22 protein-coding genes and 1 pseudogene are annotated in these 19,381 nt (G+C 62.8%); 13 read left to right on the top strand and 10 right to left on the bottom strand.

The window, feature by feature from the left end; genetic code table 11:
* Positions 1-58: 58 nt before the first annotated feature.
* Positions 59-442 (top strand): MerR family transcriptional regulator, encoded by a 384-nt coding sequence (locus AC3WVQ_RS32630; protein WP_192359067.1) that lies wholly within the window; start codon positions 59-61, stop codon positions 440-442.
* Positions 443-650: 208 nt separating this feature from the next.
* Here AC3WVQ_RS32630 and AC3WVQ_RS32625 read toward each other — a convergent pair whose 3' ends face one another.
* The 4 genes from AC3WVQ_RS32625 to AC3WVQ_RS32610 form a co-directional block, all read right to left on the bottom strand.
* Positions 651-1,886, bottom strand: a complete 1,236-nt coding sequence (locus tag AC3WVQ_RS32625) for an efflux RND transporter periplasmic adaptor subunit (RefSeq protein WP_192445778.1) — start codon at positions 1,884-1,886, stop codon at positions 651-653.
* Between the two features lie 4 nt (positions 1,887-1,890).
* Positions 1,891-4,254 carry an ABC transporter permease gene (locus tag AC3WVQ_RS32620; protein WP_192445779.1) on the bottom strand — a complete coding sequence of 788 codons (2,364 nt, stop codon included), beginning with the start codon at positions 4,252-4,254 and terminating at the stop codon, positions 1,891-1,893.
* Positions 4,255-4,257: 3 nt separating this feature from the next.
* Entirely contained in the window at positions 4,258-4,965 is a 708-nt protein-coding gene (locus AC3WVQ_RS32615; RefSeq protein ID WP_192445780.1) for an ABC transporter ATP-binding protein, read from the bottom strand.
* Between the two features lie 92 nt (positions 4,966-5,057).
* Positions 5,058-5,864 (bottom strand): Spy/CpxP family protein refolding chaperone, encoded by an 807-nt coding sequence (locus AC3WVQ_RS32610; RefSeq protein ID WP_348646842.1) that lies wholly within the window; start codon positions 5,862-5,864, stop codon positions 5,058-5,060.
* Positions 5,865-5,890: 26 nt separating this feature from the next.
* Here AC3WVQ_RS32610 and AC3WVQ_RS32605 point away from each other — a divergent pair, with 26 nt between their 5' ends.
* Both AC3WVQ_RS32605 and nirK read left to right on the top strand, forming a co-directional pair.
* Positions 5,891-6,112 (top strand): heavy-metal-associated domain-containing protein, encoded by a 222-nt coding sequence (locus AC3WVQ_RS32605; protein ID WP_060586664.1) that lies wholly within the window; start codon positions 5,891-5,893, stop codon positions 6,110-6,112.
* A gap of 203 nt (positions 6,113-6,315) precedes the next feature.
* On the top strand, positions 6,316-7,392 hold the full coding sequence (gene nirK, locus AC3WVQ_RS32600; protein ID WP_492383477.1) for a copper-containing nitrite reductase: 1,077 nt from the start codon (positions 6,316-6,318) through the stop codon (positions 7,390-7,392).
* A 37-nt stretch (positions 7,393-7,429) separates the two neighbouring features.
* Here nirK and AC3WVQ_RS32595 read toward each other — a convergent pair whose 3' ends face one another.
* Entirely contained in the window at positions 7,430-7,660 is a 231-nt protein-coding gene (locus tag AC3WVQ_RS32595; protein ID WP_348646666.1) for a hypothetical protein, read from the bottom strand.
* Between the two features lie 89 nt (positions 7,661-7,749).
* Positions 7,750-7,872, bottom strand: coding sequence for a hypothetical protein (locus AC3WVQ_RS32590; protein WP_348646665.1), 123 nt, complete (start codon positions 7,870-7,872; stop codon positions 7,750-7,752).
* Positions 7,873-8,107: 235 nt separating this feature from the next.
* Between AC3WVQ_RS32590 and AC3WVQ_RS32585 the strand changes: the two genes are divergently transcribed.
* From AC3WVQ_RS32585 to AC3WVQ_RS32570, 4 genes are all read left to right on the top strand, one after another.
* Positions 8,108-8,470, top strand: a complete 363-nt coding sequence (locus AC3WVQ_RS32585; RefSeq protein WP_492383476.1) for a hypothetical protein — start codon at positions 8,108-8,110, stop codon at positions 8,468-8,470.
* 92 nt (positions 8,471-8,562) lie between these two features.
* Positions 8,563-10,023: a multicopper oxidase family protein gene (locus tag AC3WVQ_RS32580; RefSeq protein WP_492383475.1), complete on the top strand. Its 1,461-nt coding sequence runs from the start codon at positions 8,563-8,565 to the stop codon at positions 10,021-10,023.
* Between the two features lie 78 nt (positions 10,024-10,101).
* The gene (locus tag AC3WVQ_RS32575; RefSeq protein WP_492383474.1) at positions 10,102-12,324 is read left to right on the top strand and encodes a copper-transporting P-type ATPase; all 2,223 of its coding nucleotides are present in this window, start codon (positions 10,102-10,104) and stop codon (positions 12,322-12,324) included.
* A complete protein-coding gene (locus AC3WVQ_RS32570; protein WP_492383473.1) occupies positions 12,321-12,557 on the top strand; it encodes a DUF2933 domain-containing protein in 237 nt (78 codons plus the stop codon). Before AC3WVQ_RS32575 ends, AC3WVQ_RS32570 begins: the two co-directional genes overlap by 4 nt.
* Positions 12,558-12,626: 69 nt before the next feature.
* Here the strand turns inward: AC3WVQ_RS32570 and copM are convergent, their stop codons facing one another.
* Both copM and AC3WVQ_RS32560 read right to left on the bottom strand, forming a co-directional pair.
* Positions 12,627-13,043 carry a CopM family metallochaperone gene (gene copM, locus AC3WVQ_RS32565; RefSeq protein WP_492383472.1) on the bottom strand — a complete coding sequence of 139 codons (417 nt, stop codon included), beginning with the start codon at positions 13,041-13,043 and terminating at the stop codon, positions 12,627-12,629.
* 416 nt (positions 13,044-13,459) lie between these two features.
* Positions 13,460-13,910, bottom strand: a pseudogene (locus AC3WVQ_RS32560) (YqaA family protein).
* 179 nt (positions 13,911-14,089) lie between these two features.
* Here AC3WVQ_RS32560 and AC3WVQ_RS32555 point away from each other — a divergent pair.
* The 6 genes from AC3WVQ_RS32555 (at position 14,090) to AC3WVQ_RS32530 (ending at position 18,462) form a co-directional block, all read left to right on the top strand.
* Complete coding sequence (locus AC3WVQ_RS32555; protein ID WP_192359035.1) at positions 14,090-14,494, top strand: hypothetical protein; 405 nt, start codon at positions 14,090-14,092, stop codon at positions 14,492-14,494.
* Between the two features lie 88 nt (positions 14,495-14,582).
* Positions 14,583-14,810: a hypothetical protein gene (locus AC3WVQ_RS32550; RefSeq protein WP_246810505.1), complete on the top strand. Its 228-nt coding sequence runs from the start codon at positions 14,583-14,585 to the stop codon at positions 14,808-14,810.
* The gene (locus AC3WVQ_RS32545; protein WP_492383471.1) at positions 14,807-16,270 is read left to right on the top strand and encodes a TolC family protein; all 1,464 of its coding nucleotides are present in this window, start codon (positions 14,807-14,809) and stop codon (positions 16,268-16,270) included. The genes AC3WVQ_RS32550 and AC3WVQ_RS32545 overlap by 4 nt, the downstream gene beginning before the upstream one ends.
* A gap of 14 nt (positions 16,271-16,284) precedes the next feature.
* Positions 16,285-17,634: a multicopper oxidase family protein gene (locus AC3WVQ_RS32540; protein ID WP_192359029.1), complete on the top strand. Its 1,350-nt coding sequence runs from the start codon at positions 16,285-16,287 to the stop codon at positions 17,632-17,634.
* Positions 17,635-17,673: 39 nt separating this feature from the next.
* Positions 17,674-18,150 (top strand): cupredoxin domain-containing protein, encoded by a 477-nt coding sequence (locus tag AC3WVQ_RS32535; RefSeq protein ID WP_246810506.1) that lies wholly within the window; start codon positions 17,674-17,676, stop codon positions 18,148-18,150.
* A gap of 27 nt (positions 18,151-18,177) precedes the next feature.
* On the top strand, positions 18,178-18,462 hold the full coding sequence (locus AC3WVQ_RS32530; RefSeq protein ID WP_060585856.1) for a copper-binding protein: 285 nt from the start codon (positions 18,178-18,180) through the stop codon (positions 18,460-18,462).
* Between the two features lie 102 nt (positions 18,463-18,564).
* Here AC3WVQ_RS32530 and AC3WVQ_RS32525 read toward each other — a convergent pair whose 3' ends face one another.
* A complete protein-coding gene (locus AC3WVQ_RS32525) occupies positions 18,565-18,924 on the bottom strand; it encodes a hypothetical protein (RefSeq protein ID WP_192359023.1) in 360 nt (119 codons plus the stop codon).
* A 152-nt stretch (positions 18,925-19,076) separates the two neighbouring features.
* The gene (locus AC3WVQ_RS32520) at positions 19,077-19,280 is read right to left on the bottom strand and encodes a hypothetical protein (protein WP_192445785.1); all 204 of its coding nucleotides are present in this window, start codon (positions 19,278-19,280) and stop codon (positions 19,077-19,079) included.
* Positions 19,281-19,381: the final 101 nt, after the last annotated feature.

The following is a 19,381-nucleotide window of genomic DNA, read 5'->3' as shown; positions in this document are numbered from 1 at the left end:
CTTGTGAAACTGTTGGCACGACAATACGTTCCGTACCATGGTACGGAGTCAATAGGCCATGGAAATGACAATCGGAAAACTTGCGGCAGCCGGACAGGTAGGCGTGGAGACCATCCGCTACTATCAGCGGCGTGGGCTGCTCGACACGCCGCGGCGGTCAATGGGGGTGCGCCGCTACGGTGACGGCGACGTTCGACGGCTGCTGTTCATAAGGCAGGCGCAGACGGCTGGCTTCACGCTGGAGGAGATAAAGGAGCTCCTCGATCTCGACTCGGGCGAGGACAGGGAGCGAGCACGGAGCCTGGCGCGGAACCGCATCGACGCTCTGGATACAAGGATCGCCGAGCTTCAGCGCGCACGGAAAGCACTGCAGCGGCTCGTCGGGGAATGCGCGGCGGACAAGTCTGGCCCCTGCCCGATCCTTGCGTCCTTCGACATTTAGCGCCACCTGCGCGCAGATGCCGGCAGCAAGCTTGTCGGCATCTAGGCATCTAAGAGTGCCTGCGAATACCAGCAACAGCGCGATAGGCGCCGTCAACGGCACTATGACCTTCCCTACGCTTGCTTTCGTCCGTATCGCACAAGACTTCGAGCGCCCGCAGGAGATGCTCGCCCCCGATCCGCATTGCGGTCAGGCGGTCTCGGTACCGTCAGCGCGGCTCCCGCTCCGCCACCGTTGTGCCTTCCGCTACGCGGTCGCTCGGATGCAGCACGACCCGATCCCCCGGCGAGAGCCCGGATAGCACCTCCACCAGTTTGCTGTTTCGCTGTCCCGTGCGGACGACCGTTGCATGGGCACGCCCGTCCTTGACGGCAAAGACGGCCCAGTCGTCGCCTCGGCGGAACAGCGCGCTCGCAGGCACTGTCAGGGCATCGTTGGATTCCCATATTGCAACATGAACGATGACGCGGAAGTCGTGACCCAGCCGTTCCCAGGATTCGGGTGGATCGACGAGATCGATGACAGTGCCGACGCGCTGTTCCTCGATCCCGAGGGCGGAGACTTTGGCGAAGCCGGCCGGGTCGACGCGCACCACGCGGCCGCGCAGGACCGGTCCACCCCAGCCATCGATGGTGACCGGGGCGCCGCTCCTGATCTGGACGGCCTCGGTCGAGAGGAAATCCGCGACGATCTCAAGATCCCTCGGATCGCCGATCTGGACGAGAGGCGCCCCGGCCTGAACAACTGCTTCGTCCTGCTGGACGATCCTGAGTACACGGCCGCTCTCGGGCGCACTGATCTTAACGCAGCAGTCCTGATTGGTGCCGACATCCGTTCCTGACTCGAGAAGGCGCGCCGACGCGACCGCCTGCTCCCGACGTCGCACCTCGAGCTGTGCCTTCGCCGTCGCGAGCTGGGCCCCGATCGTCTCGAGATCGAACCTCGCCTTTTCGAGATCCCGTGCGGGAATCGTGTTGCTGCGTGCGAGCCCCTCCGCGCGCGCAAGCTCGGTGCGAGCGAAGCTGACCGCTGCGTTGATGCGACGTATCTCCGCCTCAGCCAGGGTTACGACGGCGTTTGCGGCGACGAGAGCGGCCTCCAGTTCCGTACGGGAACGGACATCGAGCAGGCCAGGAGACACCGGCTGCATGACCGCGACGATCGTTCTCCCCTCCAACACTGCATCGCCGACGTGGAGGGAAGCCCCGTCGTGGCCATCAGGCCTGGATATCCGCAGAACCTTTCCGGCAACCGGAGCGGACACGGTGTAGACGTGCCGGACGCGTGTTCTTGCCTCCTCGTCGACCGACACCGCCATCGGGCCCCTCGCCGCCTGCGCCGTGTCGACGGGGATCGGCCGCGGCCAGGCGAACCACGTGACAGCGACCGTCGCCGCGCCTATCGCTCCAAGCCACCCGACCCGTTTCAACCAGTTCCGCTGCATGGTCCTATTCCCGAGTTTTGAGAACTACGACAAGGTCGAGCGCGTAGACACGGCGCCCGACGACAAGAGCCGAGATCAGCGCCGCCGCAAAAATGATCGCGCTCGCCAGCACGTAGGTGAGGTTCTCGACGACGAGCGGCACGCGCATCAGTTCCCCGGCGAGCTGCTTGTTCATGAGCCACGAAAGGCCGTAGCCGATCGCCCAGCCCGGCGGCTGCGCAAGGGCGACGATGACGGACAGTTCGAGAAGCAGGATGCGCATCGTCTCACCCTGGCTGAAGCCAAGGACTCGTAGCGTCGCGAGTTCCCGTGCGTGCTCTGAAAGCGAGATGCGTGCGCTGTTGTAGACAACGCCGAAGGCGATCACGATGGACAGCCCTGTGTAGATGCCAGCCATTGTCGTCACGATGATCGCCAGGCTCTGGCGGAAGTTCACGAGGGACACACGCTGCAGCGCCACGCCGGCTACGGTCGGCATCTGCTTTATGGCCTCGTAGAGCAGGTCAAGCTTGCCGTCGTCCACGCTGAGATGGACGCCGTTCGCGACCGGAGCCTCGCGCAGCAGCCGGGACAGGGCCCGAGCGTCCATCATTGCGGCAATGCCGAAATAATCCTCCACCAGTGCGGCTACGGTCAGCTCGACGGTCCGCCGCCGTCCGTCGAGCAGATCCACCTCGACCGTGTCGCCCACGCGCGCATCGAGAAGGCGCCCGAGGTAGGCGGAAATCGCCACTCCGGTCTCCGGCAGGCTGACCGTGCGCAGATCGATGTCGATGATCCGGCTGAGATCGGCTCCGGGTGGCCTGCCTGAGAGCAGCGTCCTGCGTTCCAGGCTTCCCTTTCGGATGCGGATGGGGACCTGCCGATAAGGCTCGGCCGCAAGCACGCCCGGCAGTCTGCTCACGTCGAACAGAACCGTCTCCGGTCGCTTCTCCGCAAAGCTGATCGTCGCATCCTGGCGGTCGGCCATGAAATAGGTCACGTCGACCAGCTCCTCCATGGCATTGCCGATAAACAGTGAGACCACGAGAATGGCGGTCGCAAACGCCATGCCGAGGGTCGCCAGTGCTGCCCGGATCGGCTTCCGCGCCATGCCCCTGACCATCATCATCATGCGTTGAGACAGCAGCGAGCCAAGCTCCATCCGGCCGAACAGCGTGCGCTGGAACGACGGAGGAGCCGGAGGCTGCATCGCAACCGCCGCGGCCAGCGAGACGATCTCGCGAAGTGATCGAAAAGCGCCTCCGAGAGCAGCGAACAGGCTGAGGAGCGCAGCGAGGAGATAGACGTCGGGGCTGTCGGCGAAGACGAGGAACGGGAACCGGTAGAAATCACCGAACAGCCTTGTCACGTACACGCCGAGCCAGGTTCCCGCCGCGCTGCCGATGACGATGCCGATAAGGGCGACGACGGCGACGAATTTTACGTAGTGGGCGACAATGCTGGTGTCGAAGTACCCGAGCGCCTTGAGCAGGCCGATCTGCTCGCGTTCGAGTGCGACGAGCCGGCTGAGCGTCAGGTTCACGAGGAATGCGCTGACGACGAGGAAGATCGGAGGAAGCGTGCGGCTCATGTTCCGCAGCATGTCGAGCCCGTGCTCGAGATAGGCATGCGAGGTCTGGTACTTCCGTCCGTGGGCCGCGCCGCCGCCGTATGGCTCGAGCAGATCGTCGAGCGCATCGATGACTTCCGTCTCCACGGCATCCGGCATCAGCTTCAGGCTCACCGAGGAGAACGCGCCCTCCAAACCGAAGACCTCGGCCAGAACGCGCTCCGACATCCAGATGATGGCAAAGCGGCGATCGTCGGGCATCCGGTCGCCGGGGCCGATCGCATAGACATACTCCGGCGACAATGCGATGCCGACGATCGTCAGCTCACGCTTGCGACCGTTGAGCGTGGCGGAGAAGCGGTCACCTGGTCCGAAGCCATGCGCCTTCGCAAAGCTCTCGTTGACCACAACCTCGTCCTGATCGCTCGCGTCAGGCAGACGTCCTTCTCGCATGTAGAGCCGATTGAGCAGCGGGGAGCCGCTTTCGGGAAGCGAGATGAACCGCCCGGTCGCGGGTTCGGGGACGTCCTGGATGTCGAGAAGCGCGAGTTTGGAGATCCGGGCTTCGACGGCGGCGACACCGGAGATTTCGGCGATGCGCTTGACCAGCGTCTTCGGAGCCCGTGTGACCTCCGCGAAGACGTCTGCAAACTGGTACCGTTCGTAATATGCGGTGCGCGTCTCATCCAGCGACCTGAATGATCCGGTCGACAGCACAAGGGATGCGACGCCGCCGGCGATCACCAGCGCGATGGCGAGGACCTGTCCCCAGAGCCGCCGCAGATCCCGCTTCAGTTTGGTGTCCAGCGTAGTCATGCCTCACCAGGTCAGCGCCGCGGCCGAGAGCCGCCGTTCATTCACCTGAATCCTTGAAATCGTTCCGTCGGTAAAGAAGAGCACGCGGTCGGCGACCGCGTGGATGCTTGCGTTGTGGGTGATGATGAGCGTCGTGGTACCGAGCTGGGTGTTGACGTTCACCAGCGCATCGATCACGCGGATGCCCGTCTTGGAGTCCAACGCGCCCGTCGGCTCGTCGCAGAGCAACACCTCCGGCCGTTTGGCGATCGCCCGAGCGATGGCGACCCGCTGCTGTTCTCCTCCCGAGAGCTGCGCGGGGAAATGGTTTCGCCGCGCCTCGAGACCGACAAGTGCCAGCGCCTCGTCGGGCCGCATGGGATTGGCCGATATTTCGGTGACCAACGCGACGTTCTCATAAGCGGTCAGGCTCGGTATGAGATTATAGAACTGGAAGACGACGCCGACGTGCTCACGTCGGTAGAGGGTGAGACCGCGCTCCCCGAGGGCCGTCAGCTCGGTGTTTCGGAAGAAGAGCTGCCCGCTCGTCGGTCTATCGAGGCCGCCCATGATGTTCAGCAAGGTCGACTTGCCGCTCCCTGACGGCCCCAGCATGACGACCACTTCACCCGCTTGTATGTCGAGGCTGACATCGCGCAGGGCATGCACGGCGACTTCGCCGGTCAAGTAGGTTCTCGTGAGGGACCGGGCACGAAATATCGTCTCCGTCATCGTCTCCTCCAAGGCGAATTGGGTCGTCTAGCCTTTCTTGCGCTGAACCGCCGGTGGGCAGTTCAGCGTTTCTCGGGTGCCATGCACGATCCCTACATCATGCCCATCATCGGAGGCAGGAGCAGCTTGTCGGCCATCTGCTTCTGCTCCGCCCCGAACGATTGATAGAGAGGCTCAAGGGCGGCTTTCAATTTCCGCACGCCTTCGAGTCGGCTGTTCAACATGCTCTCCCGCCGTTCGAGACGCTGCAACGGGGTCGCTGCGGCCCCGCCCGGCATTCCCATCGCGTCTGGCATTTGCATCATGCCATCCTTCATGCCGCCGGCATTCGCACGCAGAACGTCCGCGAAGCCGTTCCAAGACGCCTCCTGCTCCGACGTTATCTTGAGCTCCGTCTTCAGGAACGCGATCCGTCCCTCGACATGTTCGGGAGCCATCATCTCGGCCATCGGCCCCATGCCCGGCGGTCTCATTCGTCCGGGTCCGCCAGCCATCATCCGCATCATGTTGCCCATCATGTCACCCGACATCATGCCACAGGACATCATGGAATTCAGGTCCGCCGCGGAATCCGACGGCTGGGCTGCTTGCTCGCTCGTCTGCTCCACAGAGGTCTCGGGATGATGCGCGTCTTCCGCAAAGACTGGCGTCGAGAGCACGAGCACCGTACCCGCCAGCAGGATTGTCCGCAGTGTCGTCATTTCGCTTCTCCTAAGCTCCGATAAACGACTGAACCTGAGGGTACGACGGCTGAGACAGTTCACATTGACGCAGATCAAGCTCAGATCAGAACTCGCAAAGCGGGCGAGACGAAGACGAACAATCAAAGCAGCGCAGGAGAGATATTCTGTCGGCTGCCTATTGACCTTGCCATCGTTGGAAGCACCACATTCGGCCATATCAATCCTTCACGAGGAGATCTCGAATGTACCATCTCAATATCCCCGACATGACCTGCGGACACTGTGCCGGAGCAGTCGAAAAAGCGGTGAAGTCGGTCGACCCCAACGCCAAGGTCGCCGTCGATCTCGATGCCAAGACCGCATCGATCGACTCTCCGATGGCCTCCGACGCATTTGTTTCCGCGATCGAGGAAGCGGGCTACCAGGCCTCCTTCAAGAAATCCTGCTGCAGCCACGTGGCTTGAAGCATAAGGGTACGCCGCCGACATGCCGGAACACGCCGCTCAAGCGGCGCGAAGAACGACAGTTCGGCCGCAGATGTTGGCGGCGTACCGCATCACACGATCACGATCCCGCGAGCACCTGCCGTCATTGCGGCAGCTCAAAGATCGGATGACCGGGGAGGTCTTGACTGTCTTCAGAACAAGCATTGCTCAGGAGCTTCCCCATGAGACGTTCACCCGGACCTTCAAATGCAATATTGGCACTCGCATTTCTGGCGGCGACTGGGACTTCAGCCCTCGCATCTGGCTCCCACGAGCATCCAGCGGAAAACGGCAGTGCCAAGGCTCCACTGGACATAGTCCGTCCGGCCGCTGACCTGGCACCGCCGATTGCAAGAAGCGAGCCAGCGACCATCACGGTGAAACTTGACACCGTCGAGGTGACGGGCCAGCTCGCAGTCGGCGCGACTTACCACTACTGGACGTTCAACAAGAAGGTCCCTGGTCCGTTCGTGCGTGCCCGCGTTGGCGACACGATCCAGGTGGAGCTTTCCAACAAGGCAGACAGCAGCGAACGCCACAGCGTCGATTTCCACGCCGTGACCGGACCTGGCGGTGGAGCGGTCGCCCCCGAGGCAGCGCCGGGTGAGACCAAAGGCTTCTCGTTCAAGGCCTTGAAGCCGGGGCTGTACGTCTATCACTGTGCTGTGCCAATGGCCGCCCATCACATCGCCAACGGCATGTATGGCCTGATCCTCGTCGAGCCGCCGGGCGGTCTGCCGCCGGTCGACCGCGAGTTCTACATGATGCAGGGCGAGGTCTACACATCGCAACCATACGGTTCCAAGGGGAAGCTGACGGAAAGCGTCGAACGGCTCCTCAAGGAAGACCCGGAATACTACGTCTTCAACGGGGCTGCGAATGCGCTGACGGGCGACAATGCCCTGACGGCGACGGTCGGCGAGACCGTCCGCATCTACTTCGGCGTCGGAGGACCGAACAAGACCTCCAGTTTCCATGTGATCGGAGAAATCTTCGACAAGGTGTACCAGTTGGCATCGCTGACAACGGAGCCGCTATCCGACGTCCAGACAATCACCGTGCCGCCCGGAGGCGCGGCCGCGGTCGACATGAAGCTGGAGGTTCCCGGCGAATACGTCCTGGTGGATCACGCATTGTCGCGGGCGGCTCGTGGGTTGGTCGGCAAACTGGTCGTGAGCGGCGAGAACCGGACCGAGCTGTTCCAAAGCGCTAGGCCTGCGACGGCCGAGGTGGAGCAAAGCGAACACAGTGCTCACTAATTGAGCCGCGGCCGTCGTGCACCAGCCACGACGGCCGCTACTCGCCCTTCACTCGAAACTTGGCGTGGCAGGAGGTGCACGTCTGGAGCATCATGTGGAAGGCGTGCTCGGCGGGTATCGACATCGGATCGGGAGTTGCCGCCTTCCTCTTGGCGAGCAGCCCGCCCATCGTCGCGTCGCCGCCTTTCATCCGCATATGGGGACCGAGAACATCCGGGTTGCGGTCGGCCGCGACTGAAAGAGCGGACGCATAGGCGCCGAGCTCCACCGCCAGCTTGTCGAACGTCGGTCGATCAACCTCGATGCTGGCGCTGGCTTTGGTGCCTTCGGCGACGACCGGAGCTCCGAACAGGGCCGTCAGGCGTTCGCTTGAATAGGCTCGAATGGTTTCGGCGGCGGCTTGAAAGCCTTCGCATCGTAGGGCAGTGTCCCCTTGAACATGGCATCAATGTTCTTGGCGGCGGCCGCCATCGCCTTCATATCATGCTTCCTCTGACCAACGACGTCGTTGTCCGCCCTCTGTGCTGTCGCAGTCGAAAAGCCCGCTACCACGATCGCCAAGACGATGAGGCCAGACCATTTTACAACCTTCGGACACATTCGGATGCAATCCTCTCATTGAGAGCCGCTGTCGGCGTTTGATCAAGGTCAAGGCGAGATTTCACAGGATCGCGCACTGTGGCCGTCAATACAGCACGAGGTGTCGGACGAAAACATGATCGCCGCCAGCCAGACCGTCCGGAAACGCACAACAGAATTGCTGGCCATCTTGGTCGCTCTTCTGTTTCTGGTCGTGTCGATGGCTGAGGCGGCCCCCATCGAATGCGGGCGGCACATTGCGGGCAATGAACATGTCGTTTCGCCTCCGGGAAAAGCCGACCTCCATGCGGAGAAGGAAACAGGCGGCCAGAAAGCGTGCTGCAAACCCGTCTGCGGCATGTGCTATGCGGTGTTCCCAACTCCGATCTGGGGCGAAGTCGCGCTGAAAACCGGCGAGCGCCGGGATCTCGCTCCCCAGTCACCCATCTACGGTATCACCTCGCGACCCGCGATCGGCCCTCCTCGTTCCACTGGATAAGCAGCAGTCGTTTGTCGGCTGCCTTCCACGATCGCACCCACTTGGCGCGATCTTCGTCGGCATTGGCCGATACGGAACATGAGGTGATGAATATGAAACGCCGTGAATTCCTGGGCGGACTGATGTCGGGCGTTATGGTCGCCGCATCGGCTGCCGCTTTGCATCCAAATAAAAGCTGGGCCGAGGCCAGCAAGGCAACATCGTTTGGCGCAGGCACCCGGTCGCTCGCGATCACTAAACGCGTCATCGAGGTGAACGGCAGGGCCGCCGATGTATTCGGGCTTCTACAACCGGATGGCACCGTCGGCCTGACGCTCAATTCCGACAGCCCATTCGATGTCGCGCTTGCCAACCAAGGCGGTGAAGCGACACTCATCCACTGGCACGGACTCGCGCCGCCATGGGACATGGACGGCGTGCCAGACAATCCCGCAGCGCTTCTGAACGCGAAGGAGACCCGGCGCTACACGTTTCCGGTCGGCTCCGGCGGAACGCACTGGATGCATGCGCATACGCTGCAGGAACAGAATCTTCTTGCCGCGCCCCTGATCGTGCGGACCGCAGAGGACAGGCAGCGCGACGAGCAGGAAGTGGTCGTGCTGCTGCATGATTTCTCCTTCACGCCTGCCGAGGAACTGCTCGCCAAGCTTAAGGGAGCGACAGGCGGCCATGGGATGAACCACGGCGGAATGATGCAGGGCATGGCATCCAACATGCATGACGGTCACACGTCCGGAACGGCGATGGCGGGCATGACCGCCATGGACCTGAACGACATCGAGTACGATGCCTATCTCGCCAACGACCGCACGCTCGACGACCCTGAAGTCTTCACCGTCGAGAGCGGCGGACGCGTCCGCCTGCGCATCATCAATGGCGCGACGGCCACCGCTTTCACGATCGACACCGGCACGCTCATGGGACAGTTGATCGCCGTCGACGGGCAGCCGGTGCGGCCGGTTTCAGGGACAAGCTTCCCGATCTCGATGGGACAGCGGCTCGATATCCGGTTTGAAATGCCGAAAACAGCACATGCTCATCCAATCCTGGCGCTACGCGAGGGCACTGAGCATCGTACGGGGGTCATCCTTGCGCCGACGGGCGCCAAGATCGCCAGAATTGCATCGCGTGGAAAGGACTCCGGTCCAGTCGTCGGGCTCGACCTCGAAATGCGGCTTGCAGCAGCCGCGCCGCTTACTGTCCGTGCCGCCGACCGTCGGTTCGAATTGACGCTTGCGGGCAGCATGAGCGGCTACGACTGGCGGATCGAGGGCGGCGACGGCCTTGATGTCCGCGAAGGCGAAAGGATTGAGGTCGTCATGCGCAACATGTCGATGATGTCCCATCCGATGCATTTGCACGGACACCACTTCCAGGTGGTCGACATCGGCGGGAAACCACTCGGCGGCGCCGTGCGGGACACCGTTCTCGTGCCCCCGATGGGGAGCGTGAGTGTCGTGTTCGAAGCAAGCAATGCGGGCCGCTGGCCGCTCCACTGCCATCATCTCTATCACATGGCATCGGGAATGATGTCCTTCGTCGCCTACGGCTAAACAGGAGATGTCCGGCCCCCTCACTGGGTGGCTGGACGCTAGCTCTGTTGGAGGCGGGTACCGTTACGGAGAAATCCCATGGACGAGCATAAGCATCACCAAAAGCACGAAGGTCACGACCATCACCACCACGCCAATCAGAACGCGAGGGCTGCCGAAGTCCCAGGCAAGCAGGGCTCACAGCAGGATGGCGTGATCTACACCTGCCCCATGCATCCGCAGATACGCCAGCTCGGCCCCGGCAACTGCCCGATCTGCGGCATGACACTCGAACCCGCGGTCGTGACGGCCGACACTGGACCGAGCGCGGAACTCGTCGACATGCGGAGGCGGTTCTGGATCGGACTGGTTCTGACATTGCCCGTACTGGCGCTCGAGATGGGCGGACATCTCACCAACCTGCACATGCTGCTCGGTCCGCAGATGTCGAACTGGATCCAGCTCGTCCTGGCGACCCCGGTCGTGCTTTGGGCTGGCGCGCCGTTCTTCGAACGGGCCTGGCAGTCCGTCGTCAACAGGCACCTCAACATGTTCACGCTGATCGCCATGGGCACCGGGGTCGCCTGGGTCTACAGCGTCGTCGCAACCGTTACTCCCGGCCTGTTTCCAGAAACATTCCGGTCCGGCGAAGGAGCGGTCGCAATCTACTTCGAGGCGGCCGCCGTCATCACAGTGCTGGTGTTGCTTGGGCAGGTTCTCGAGCTGCAGGCGCGCGAGCAGACGGGCGGCGCGATCCGGGCACTTCTCGATCTCGCGCCGAAGACCGCCCGCCGCATACGCTCCGATGGCACCGACGAGGATGTGGATCTGGAGGCCGTCGCCGTCGGCGACAAGCTGCGGGTCCGCCCCGGCGAGAAGGTTCCGGTCGACGGCACCCTTCTGGAGGGCCGCAGCTCGGTCGATGAATCCATGATCACAGGCGAGTCGATGCCCGTCACCAAGGAGGTCGGCGCGAAACTCATCGGCGGCACCATGAACAAGACGGGCGGCTTCGCCATGGAGGCGGGCAAGGTCGGCCGCGACACCATGCTGTCGCGGATCGTGCAGATGGTGGCGGAGGCCCAGCGCTCCCGCGCCCCGATCCAGCGGCTCGCCGACGAAGTTTCCGGCTGGTTCGTTCCAGCAGTTATCGCGATCGCCATTATCGCCTTCGCGGTCTGGATGTGGCTGGGGCCGGAGCCGCGCTTCGCGCACGGACTGGTCGCCGCGGTCGCGGTGCTGATCATTGCCTGCCCGTGCGCCCTCGGACTGGCCACGCCGATGTCGATCATGGTCGGGGTCGGCCGCGGCGCACGTCTCGGCGTGCTGATCAAGAACGCCGAGGCTCTCGAACGCTTCGAGAAGGTCGACACGCTGGTGGTCGACAAGACGGGAACGCTAACTGAGGGCAGGCCGAAGGTGACCTCGATCGCCACGACTGAGAGTTTGAACGAAGAGGAGCTGCTTCGAATCGCTGCGACCCTGGAACGCGCAAGCGAACATCCACTCGCGGCCGCCATTGTCGAATCCGCGATGGAGCGCGGCCTGACGCTTGGCAATGCGGAAGACTTCGACAGCCCCGTCGGCAAGGGTGTCACTGGCTCCGTCGAGGGGCGCAAGCTGATCATCGGCAGTCATCGGATCATGGAGGAGTCCGGCGTGGACGTGTCCGCCCTGACCAGAGAGGCGGAGGATCTGCGCGGCGAAGGCGCGACCGTCATCTTCGTGGCCGTAGATGGTCGAGCCAGCGGCCTCTTCGCCATCTCCGACCCCATCAAGGCGACGACCCCCGAAGCCGTGCAGACATTGCTGAACGAGGGCGTCCGCGTTGTCATGCTGACCGGGGACAACAAGACCACGGCCGAAGCTGTCGCCCGCAAGCTCGGCATCACGGAAGTCGAAGCGGAAGTCCTGCCGGAACACAAGAGCGAGATCGTCGCGCGCCTGCGTAAGGAAGGTCGCATCGTCGCCATGGCGGGAGACGGCGTGAACGACGCGCCTGCGCTCGCCGCCGCCGATGTCGGCATCGCCATGGGCACCGGAACCGACGTAGCGATCGAGAGCGCGGGCGTGACCCTGCTCAAGGGCGACCTCCAGGGGATCGCGCGGGCCCGGCAGTTGAGCCATGCGACGATGAAGAACATCCGGCAGAACCTGTTCTTCGCCTTCATCTACAACGCCGCCGGAGTGCCCGTCGCGGCAGGCGTGCTCTACCCGGCCTTCGGCCTCCTGCTGTCCCCGATCATCGCGGCGGCGGCGATGGCCCTGTCGTCGGTCAGCGTGATCGGGAATTCTCTAAGATTGAGGAGTGTTCGGATATGAACTGGGACCGCAGATGGACCTTGTTTGCAGCCTCGCTCGCGGTGATTGCCGCGTTCTTCTTCCTTCGCGAGCACTGGCAGCATGTCTTGGGTTTCACGCCCTACCTATTACTGCTTGCCTGCCCTTTGATGCACTTCTTTCATGGCCACGGCGGCCACGGCGGTCACGGTGGCCATGGCGGACATCGCCATGACGGTGGAGACCGCGCGACGAAACCGGGCGACATCACATGACACGCTCGCTCGGCGGAAGCGGTCGCGAATGCCGCCTCCGCCGAACGAGGTCATCGAGCTGCCGAGGGGTCACTTGGCGTGCTCGTTGACCCATTTGGTCATCTCTTCGATTTCCTTCTTCTGGGCATCGATGATGTTCTTGGCCATGGTCTTGGCCTCCTCGTCATCGCCGTACTTCAGTTCGACCTCTGACATGCTGATCGCGCCCATGTGATGGCCGATCATGCCGCAGACGAACGCGACATCCGGGTCCTTGGCCATCATTCCCTGCATCATGGCCGGGTGCATCTTCTGCATCGACTCCATCATCGCTTTCTGATGGTCGGCCATTTCGCCCATATGCATGTCGCTTGGCATCTTCATGTCGCCACTCATCGAGGCTGCCGACTTGCAACCGTTAGGCATAGCCATCTGAGCCGATGCTGTTGCGGTCGTTACGAGAAGGATGGCCGCCCCTGCGACCAAAAGCTTGAGAATGCTGTTCATTGTACTCTCCATGTTCGGATGAAAGTCTGTTCAGGCCGGGAGAACCGGGGACTTGGGCGGCGGAGAAAGCGCCCGCCCGAGCAGGAAGGGCTTCGCCTCCCCCCCCAAGCGGATTGCGAAGACGTGGCGGATGGGTGTCCGCCACGAGCACGCAATCGACCAGACAACATGATGACTTCGTGCAGCAGCTCGACGGCGAGGCGATGTCGGATGAGCCGTGGACTGGCTCCGTCAAGGACGGGCAATAGAGGCCGACATGAAAGGGTGTCGCCGCCGTGCCGTGCAGATTGAATATCCCAAGGCAGAGAACGCCGATCACAATTAATCGAAGTGAAATTCGGAAGGCAGGCATGAGGCGCGGTTCCTTCGAGCCTAAAACCCGTCCGCCGATCAAAAGTTCCCCGCCCCGACCCGCATCAAATTCCGATGGCCGCCTTCGTGCCGAGCGTCGCCGCGGCAAGGACGATGTAGCGCGCCGTCTTCCCCATGCCGACAAGCAGCAGGAATGACCACCAGGGTTCCCGCAAGACACCTGCGATGACAGTCAAAGCGTCTCCGACGATTGGCATCCACGAGAGCAGCAGCGACCACCTGCCATAGCGGCGGTACCATCCGACGGCCCTATCCAACGCGGATGCCTTCAGGAAACCAGGATCGGTCATGAAACCGATCTATGAAACGTCCGAGCACGGCGCTTAAAGCGGCACCCAATACGTTTCCGACGCTTGCGACAACGACAAGCCAGGTCGTCGAGAATTTCCCTGACGCGAGCAAGCCGATAAGCACCGGTTCCGACTGGAAAGGCAACACCGTGGCCGCCCCGAACGCGGCGAGAAACAATCCGAGATATGCGGTCAGGCTAGCCATACAACCTCGTGCAAACGCTGCGACAAGGGGGCGCTTCGTGAGCCATTCGACAGCATTCTCATTTGACTTACCAGCTCGACGGGGTCGGCACGTAGTTCAGTGCCACATAATAGACGCGAATCGCATCAAGGATAGAACCTGACAATTGACAACTTCCGGGCTGCTGTTAGTCCTCCGACATGGGCAAGATGTATCGAATCACATTTTCAAAGATGCTGGTTCTGCTCCGTTTGGTGATCATCGTGTCACTGGCGGGATACTCCCTGCCGACCGCGTCGGCTGCCATGCACGCGTCATGGTCCGGGTCGGAGGTCTTGCAGTCTCACGATCACCATGGCCAAGTGGATGACCATCACGAAGGAGCGGGCAGCCACCATTCGGACGGCGACCACGCATCCTCGCCCGATGACGCTGCACTGAAAATCGCCAAGCAGGAATGCTGCGGCAGCTTCTGTGCCAGCATGGCCATCGTAGCCAGCAGCGTCCCCGTCGGCGGCGAGCGTCTGCCCATCATCCGGGAATTCATCGACGACGCCTATGTCATGGGCGAGTTCCCGTCGCTCCACCGTCCCCCGAATATCTGAACAGACCGCACCCGTTCTTCGGGTCTCACCGCGCGTTGCGAGCGTCATGCCTCGCAGCGCCGATGCCATCTCCTGTTCGGACACGATCATGAAACCCCTATTTCTGGTGGCCGCCTTGCCGCTTATCGCAAGCGGATGCGCAGCCACACTGCCTCCCGACGTCATTGCATCGGGCGACCTCGCGGCATCGCCGGCTGAAGTCCGCCCCCTCAGATACATGAGCCCGGTGTCGGGCTACACTCACCGCGCGCCCGTCGATCCCAAACCATGGCGCAACCAGAATGACGCGCAGGCTCCGGAAGGAGACGCGTCATGACCCCACGCACGTTGAAGCTGGCTGCGACGCTCGCCCTTCCCTTTGTCGTCGGAGGCTGCGTGTCGGCCACCGAATACGCGGCCAAGGACGCGGGTTTTCCTTCGGTCGAAGCCAGAACCTCCGAGGCGACGGGCAAACAGACCGTCTGGGTCCAGAACCAGCAGCAGGCGCGGGTCGTCTCCGACCGCGTCAAGACGCTGATCGCCAAGAAGACCCTCGACGCGGACACGGCGGTCCAGGTTGCGCTCCTGAACAACAAGGGCCTGCAGGCCGCCTATGCCGACCTCGGGGATTCGGCCGCCGACGCATGGCAGTCGACGATGTTCGTCAATCCGACGGTTTCCGTCGGCTTCAACGGCGTTGGCGCGCCTGGCATCGAGGCATTCAGGTCGATTGAGGGAGCGATCACATCCAACATCCTGGCGCTCGCCACCCGCGAACGGGATATCGCGATCGCCGACACACGTTTCCGCCAGGCACAGTTGAACGCCGCACTGCGGACACTTCAGCTCGCCGCCGACACCCGCCGCGCATGGATCAACGCCGTTGCTGCGTGGGAGAACGTCGCCCAGCTCAATCAGGCTCAGGCGGCCGCCGATGCCGCGTCCGAGCTTGCCCAGAAACTTGGCGAGACAGGCGCGATGACAAAGGGCTCCCAGGCCCGCGAACACGTCTTCTACGCGGAGCTGGTCGGGCAATCGGCGAAGGCCCGGCTGGAGGCCCGGCTCGCCAAGGAGGAACTGACGCGGCTGATGGGGCTCTGGGGGGCGGACGTCGACTACCAGGTGCCGAACCGCCTGCCCTCCCTGCCGAAGGGCGTGATGAAGCGTGACCTCATCGAGGCGGAAGCCTTGCAGCGTCGCGTCGACCTGCAGATGGCCAAGCTGGACCTCGACGCAACGGCGAAATCCTACAAGCTGACCGAAGCGACCCGCTATGTCACCGACCTCGAACTCCTGACCGGCTTCGAGACGGAGCGGGAAAAGGAGGATGGCGACGTCCAGACCGAGACGACAGGGATCGCTGAGCTCGAGTTCGTGATTCCGATCTTCGACAGCGGCAAGGCCCGCATGCGCAAGGCGGAACTCGCCTACATGCGCTCAGCCAACCTGCTCGCCGAGAAGGCCGTCAACGTTCGCTCCGAGGCGCGCTCCGCCTACCAGGCCTACCGCTCAAACTACGACATCGCCCGGCACTACAGGAACAGTGTCGTGCCGTTGCGCACCAAGATCGAAGAGGAGTCCCTCCTCACCTACAACGGCATGATCACCAACACATTCGAACTGCTCGCCGACAGCCGGGAAAAGGTCAGTTCCATCCTCCTCGCGGTCAATGCGAAGCGCGACTTCTGGCTGGCCGAGGCCAACCTCGCCCCGGCGATCTACGGCGGTGGTGCGGGAGCCGCCTCAGAAGAAACCGAAGTCGCCGCGGCCGCCGAAAGCGGCGGCGGCGGGCACTGAGAGAGGAACAGGCTATGTTCAACAGAAGACAATTGCTCGGCGCGAGCGCCGCACTGGTGTCGACCGCCGCCTGGGCGAAAACCAACAACATGGGCTTGCCCGAGGCTGCGGTGATGGAAACGGCCGAGACCCAGACCCCGGTCAGACCGACCTCCGGCCCCGACTACAATCCGGTCGTCACCCTCAACGGCTGGACGCTGCCCTACCGGATGAACAACGGCGTCAAGGAATTCCACCTTGTCGCCGAGCCGGTCGAGCGGGAAATGGCCGAAGCCATGACCGCCTATCTCTGGGGGTACAACGGCCAGTCGCCGGGACCGACGATCGAAGCGGTCGAGGGCGACCGGGTTAGGATCTTCGTCACCAACAAGTTGCCGGAGCACACGACCATCCACTGGCACGGCATGATCCTGCCGTCGGGCATGGATGGCGTCGGCGGTCTGTCGCAGCCGCACATCCCGGTCGGCAAGACCTTTGTCTACGAGTTCGACCTCGTGAAGTCGGGCACCTTCATGTACCACCCGCATTCCGACGAGATGGTGCAGATGGCGATGGGCATGATGGGCTTCTTCGTCATCCATCCGAAGGACCCGAAGTTCATGCCGGTCGACCGCGACTTCGTTTTCCTGCTCAACGCCTACGACATCGACCCCGGCTCCTACGTGCCGCGGATCATGGAGATGACCGACTTCAACATGTGGTGCTGGAACAGCCGCGTGTTTCCGGACATCACCCCGCTGGTGGTTTCCAAGGACGACCGCGTTCGGGTGCGGGTCGGCAACCTCACGATGACCAACCACCCGATCCACATGCACGGCTACGACTTCGAGGTCACCTGCACCGATGGCGGCTGGGTGCGTCCGGAAGCCCGCTGGCCCGAGGTCTCGATCGACATTCCGGTCGGTGCGATGCGGGCCTACGAGTTCGACGCCAGGTACGTCGGCGACTGGGCGATCCACTGCCACAAGTCGCACCACACGATGAACGCCATGGGTCACGACATCCCGACCTTCATCGGCGTGGACAAGAAGACGGTGGCCGAGAAGATCAAGAAGATCCGCCCCGAGTACATGCCGATGGGCACCAAAGGCATGGCCGACATGGGCGAGATGGAAATGGAGATCCCCGAAAACACAGTGCCGATGATGACTGGCTGGGGACCACACGGCCCGATCGAGATGGGCGGCATGTTCTCGGTCGTCAAGGTGCGCGAAGGCATCTCGGCCGGCGATTACGCCGACCCCGGCTGGTACGAGAACCCGCCGGGAACCCAGGCCTGGGAGTGGACGGGCGAGCTCCCCGACGCGACCAAGGCCAATGACGCGAAAACCCAGATCACGCCAAAGCATGGAAATCACGGCTGATCCCGCATGCCCATGTTCAACCAACCAAAGGACCTGACAATGAAAGCTGCGATCTTCGGAATCCTCGTCGCCGCACTCGCCTCCCCGGCGCTCGCCTCCGGCAACCACGCAGGCGGCCACGGCGAAGCCATGGCGGTCGGCGAGCCGGGCAAGAAGGCAAACGCCACCCAGACGATCCGGGTCACCATGAAGGAGACGGACGACGGCAAGATGATCTTCACGCCGTCGACCTTCAAGGTTCGCAAGGGCCAGACCGTAGTCTTCGCGATCAAGAACGACGGCGAACTCGACCACGAGTTCGTGCTCGACCAGGAAGACAAGATCATCGAGCACAAGGCTGCGATGGAGAAGTTTCCGGAGATGGAACACGACGACCCGAACGCCATCCGGCTCGAGCCGGGCAAGTCCGGAGAGATCATTTGGAAGTTCACCAACGATGGCACCTTCAAGATCGCGTGCCTCGTCCCCGGCCACTACGACGCTGGCATGCACGGTGACGTCACTGTCGCCAAGTAGTAATCAAGCTCCGAAAGGAAAGTTCACATGAAAACGCTGATCAAACTCACCCTTGCTTCGGTCCTCGCCCTCGGGACTGCCTATGGGGCGCTGGCCGCCGAGTTCACCAAGGGAACCGTTAAGAAGATCGATGCCAAGGCCAAGAAGGTCACGCTCATCCACGAGGAGTTGAAGAGCCTCGACATGCCGGCGATGACCATGGTCTTCCGGGTCAAGGACGACGCGGTGATGGAGAAGCTCAAGGAAGGCGCGAGCGTCGAATTCGTCGCCGAGCGGGTCGACGGCAAGCTGACGGTGACCGAGGTCAAGTAAGCCGAAGGTCGCGGCCGGAAGCCCCGGCCGCCGCCCGCGACATGGCTTCGCCTGTAGAGTGCAGCCATGTCGCGGCGCTGCTCCCCGATGGCGGGACCACTGCTACGACACCGGAACGATGCACACAGCCCGCCAGAGATCGTCCTTCCAGTCGGCCACCCCGGTCGACGTTGGAATAGGATAGCTGACCCCTCTCACCGAGACCGCTTCGGGAGCATGGCAGCGAACCGACGCCTTGTGTCTGCTTGGATCGCTGTGCGAGCCGTACCCGTCCGTGCTCACGGTCGAAAGCGAAATGTAGACGTCATAGTCATACTCGATGCTTGCCGCCGTCTGGTTTCCGACGAGGCTCAAGCTGACGATGGTGTGGTCAGGGAAACTGGCAGTGTGGAAAGGCTCGGTAGCGGCGGCAGGCGTTGCCAGCGCAAGTCCGCTCACCAGGGCTGAAACAAGAGTACGCATTCACCCCTCCCGTGGTTCATGGGATGCCTGGACTATACCACAAGGACCGGATCCAGGAGGAGTGAAATGCGCAGGGCCGCAGCGTCCTTAGTACTCTCGTGCGCCCCGATATCATCCGCGGTCGCTGCCCGCGCGGGCTGACAGCAGTAGCGTCACGACTGAACCCGCACCAGCTTCGACAACGAGACTGCACGGCCCTCCACCGACAGGAGCGCGAGTCCCAGGGCGACTGCGTTGAGCAGGTGCCATATGAAGTGCGTGCCCACGCTCCAGTATCCGCAGAGCGGCGCATCGAGGATCCGAAAGATCAAGGCAGCGGAGAAAACCGTTCCAGCCGCCGCCAGCAGCCGTGGCATCGGGCCTCGACCTGCAAGCGGTACCCGCGAGCGCCACGCCGAAGGTGGCGATCAATCCCGGAGCATAAGTCGCCGAACCTCCGAGCAGAGGCTTCGCTGTT

The sequence above is a fragment of the Ensifer sp. EB106-05-01-XG146 genome (assembly GCF_058791875.1).
This window is presented reverse-complemented; position numbering and strand designations above follow the sequence as displayed.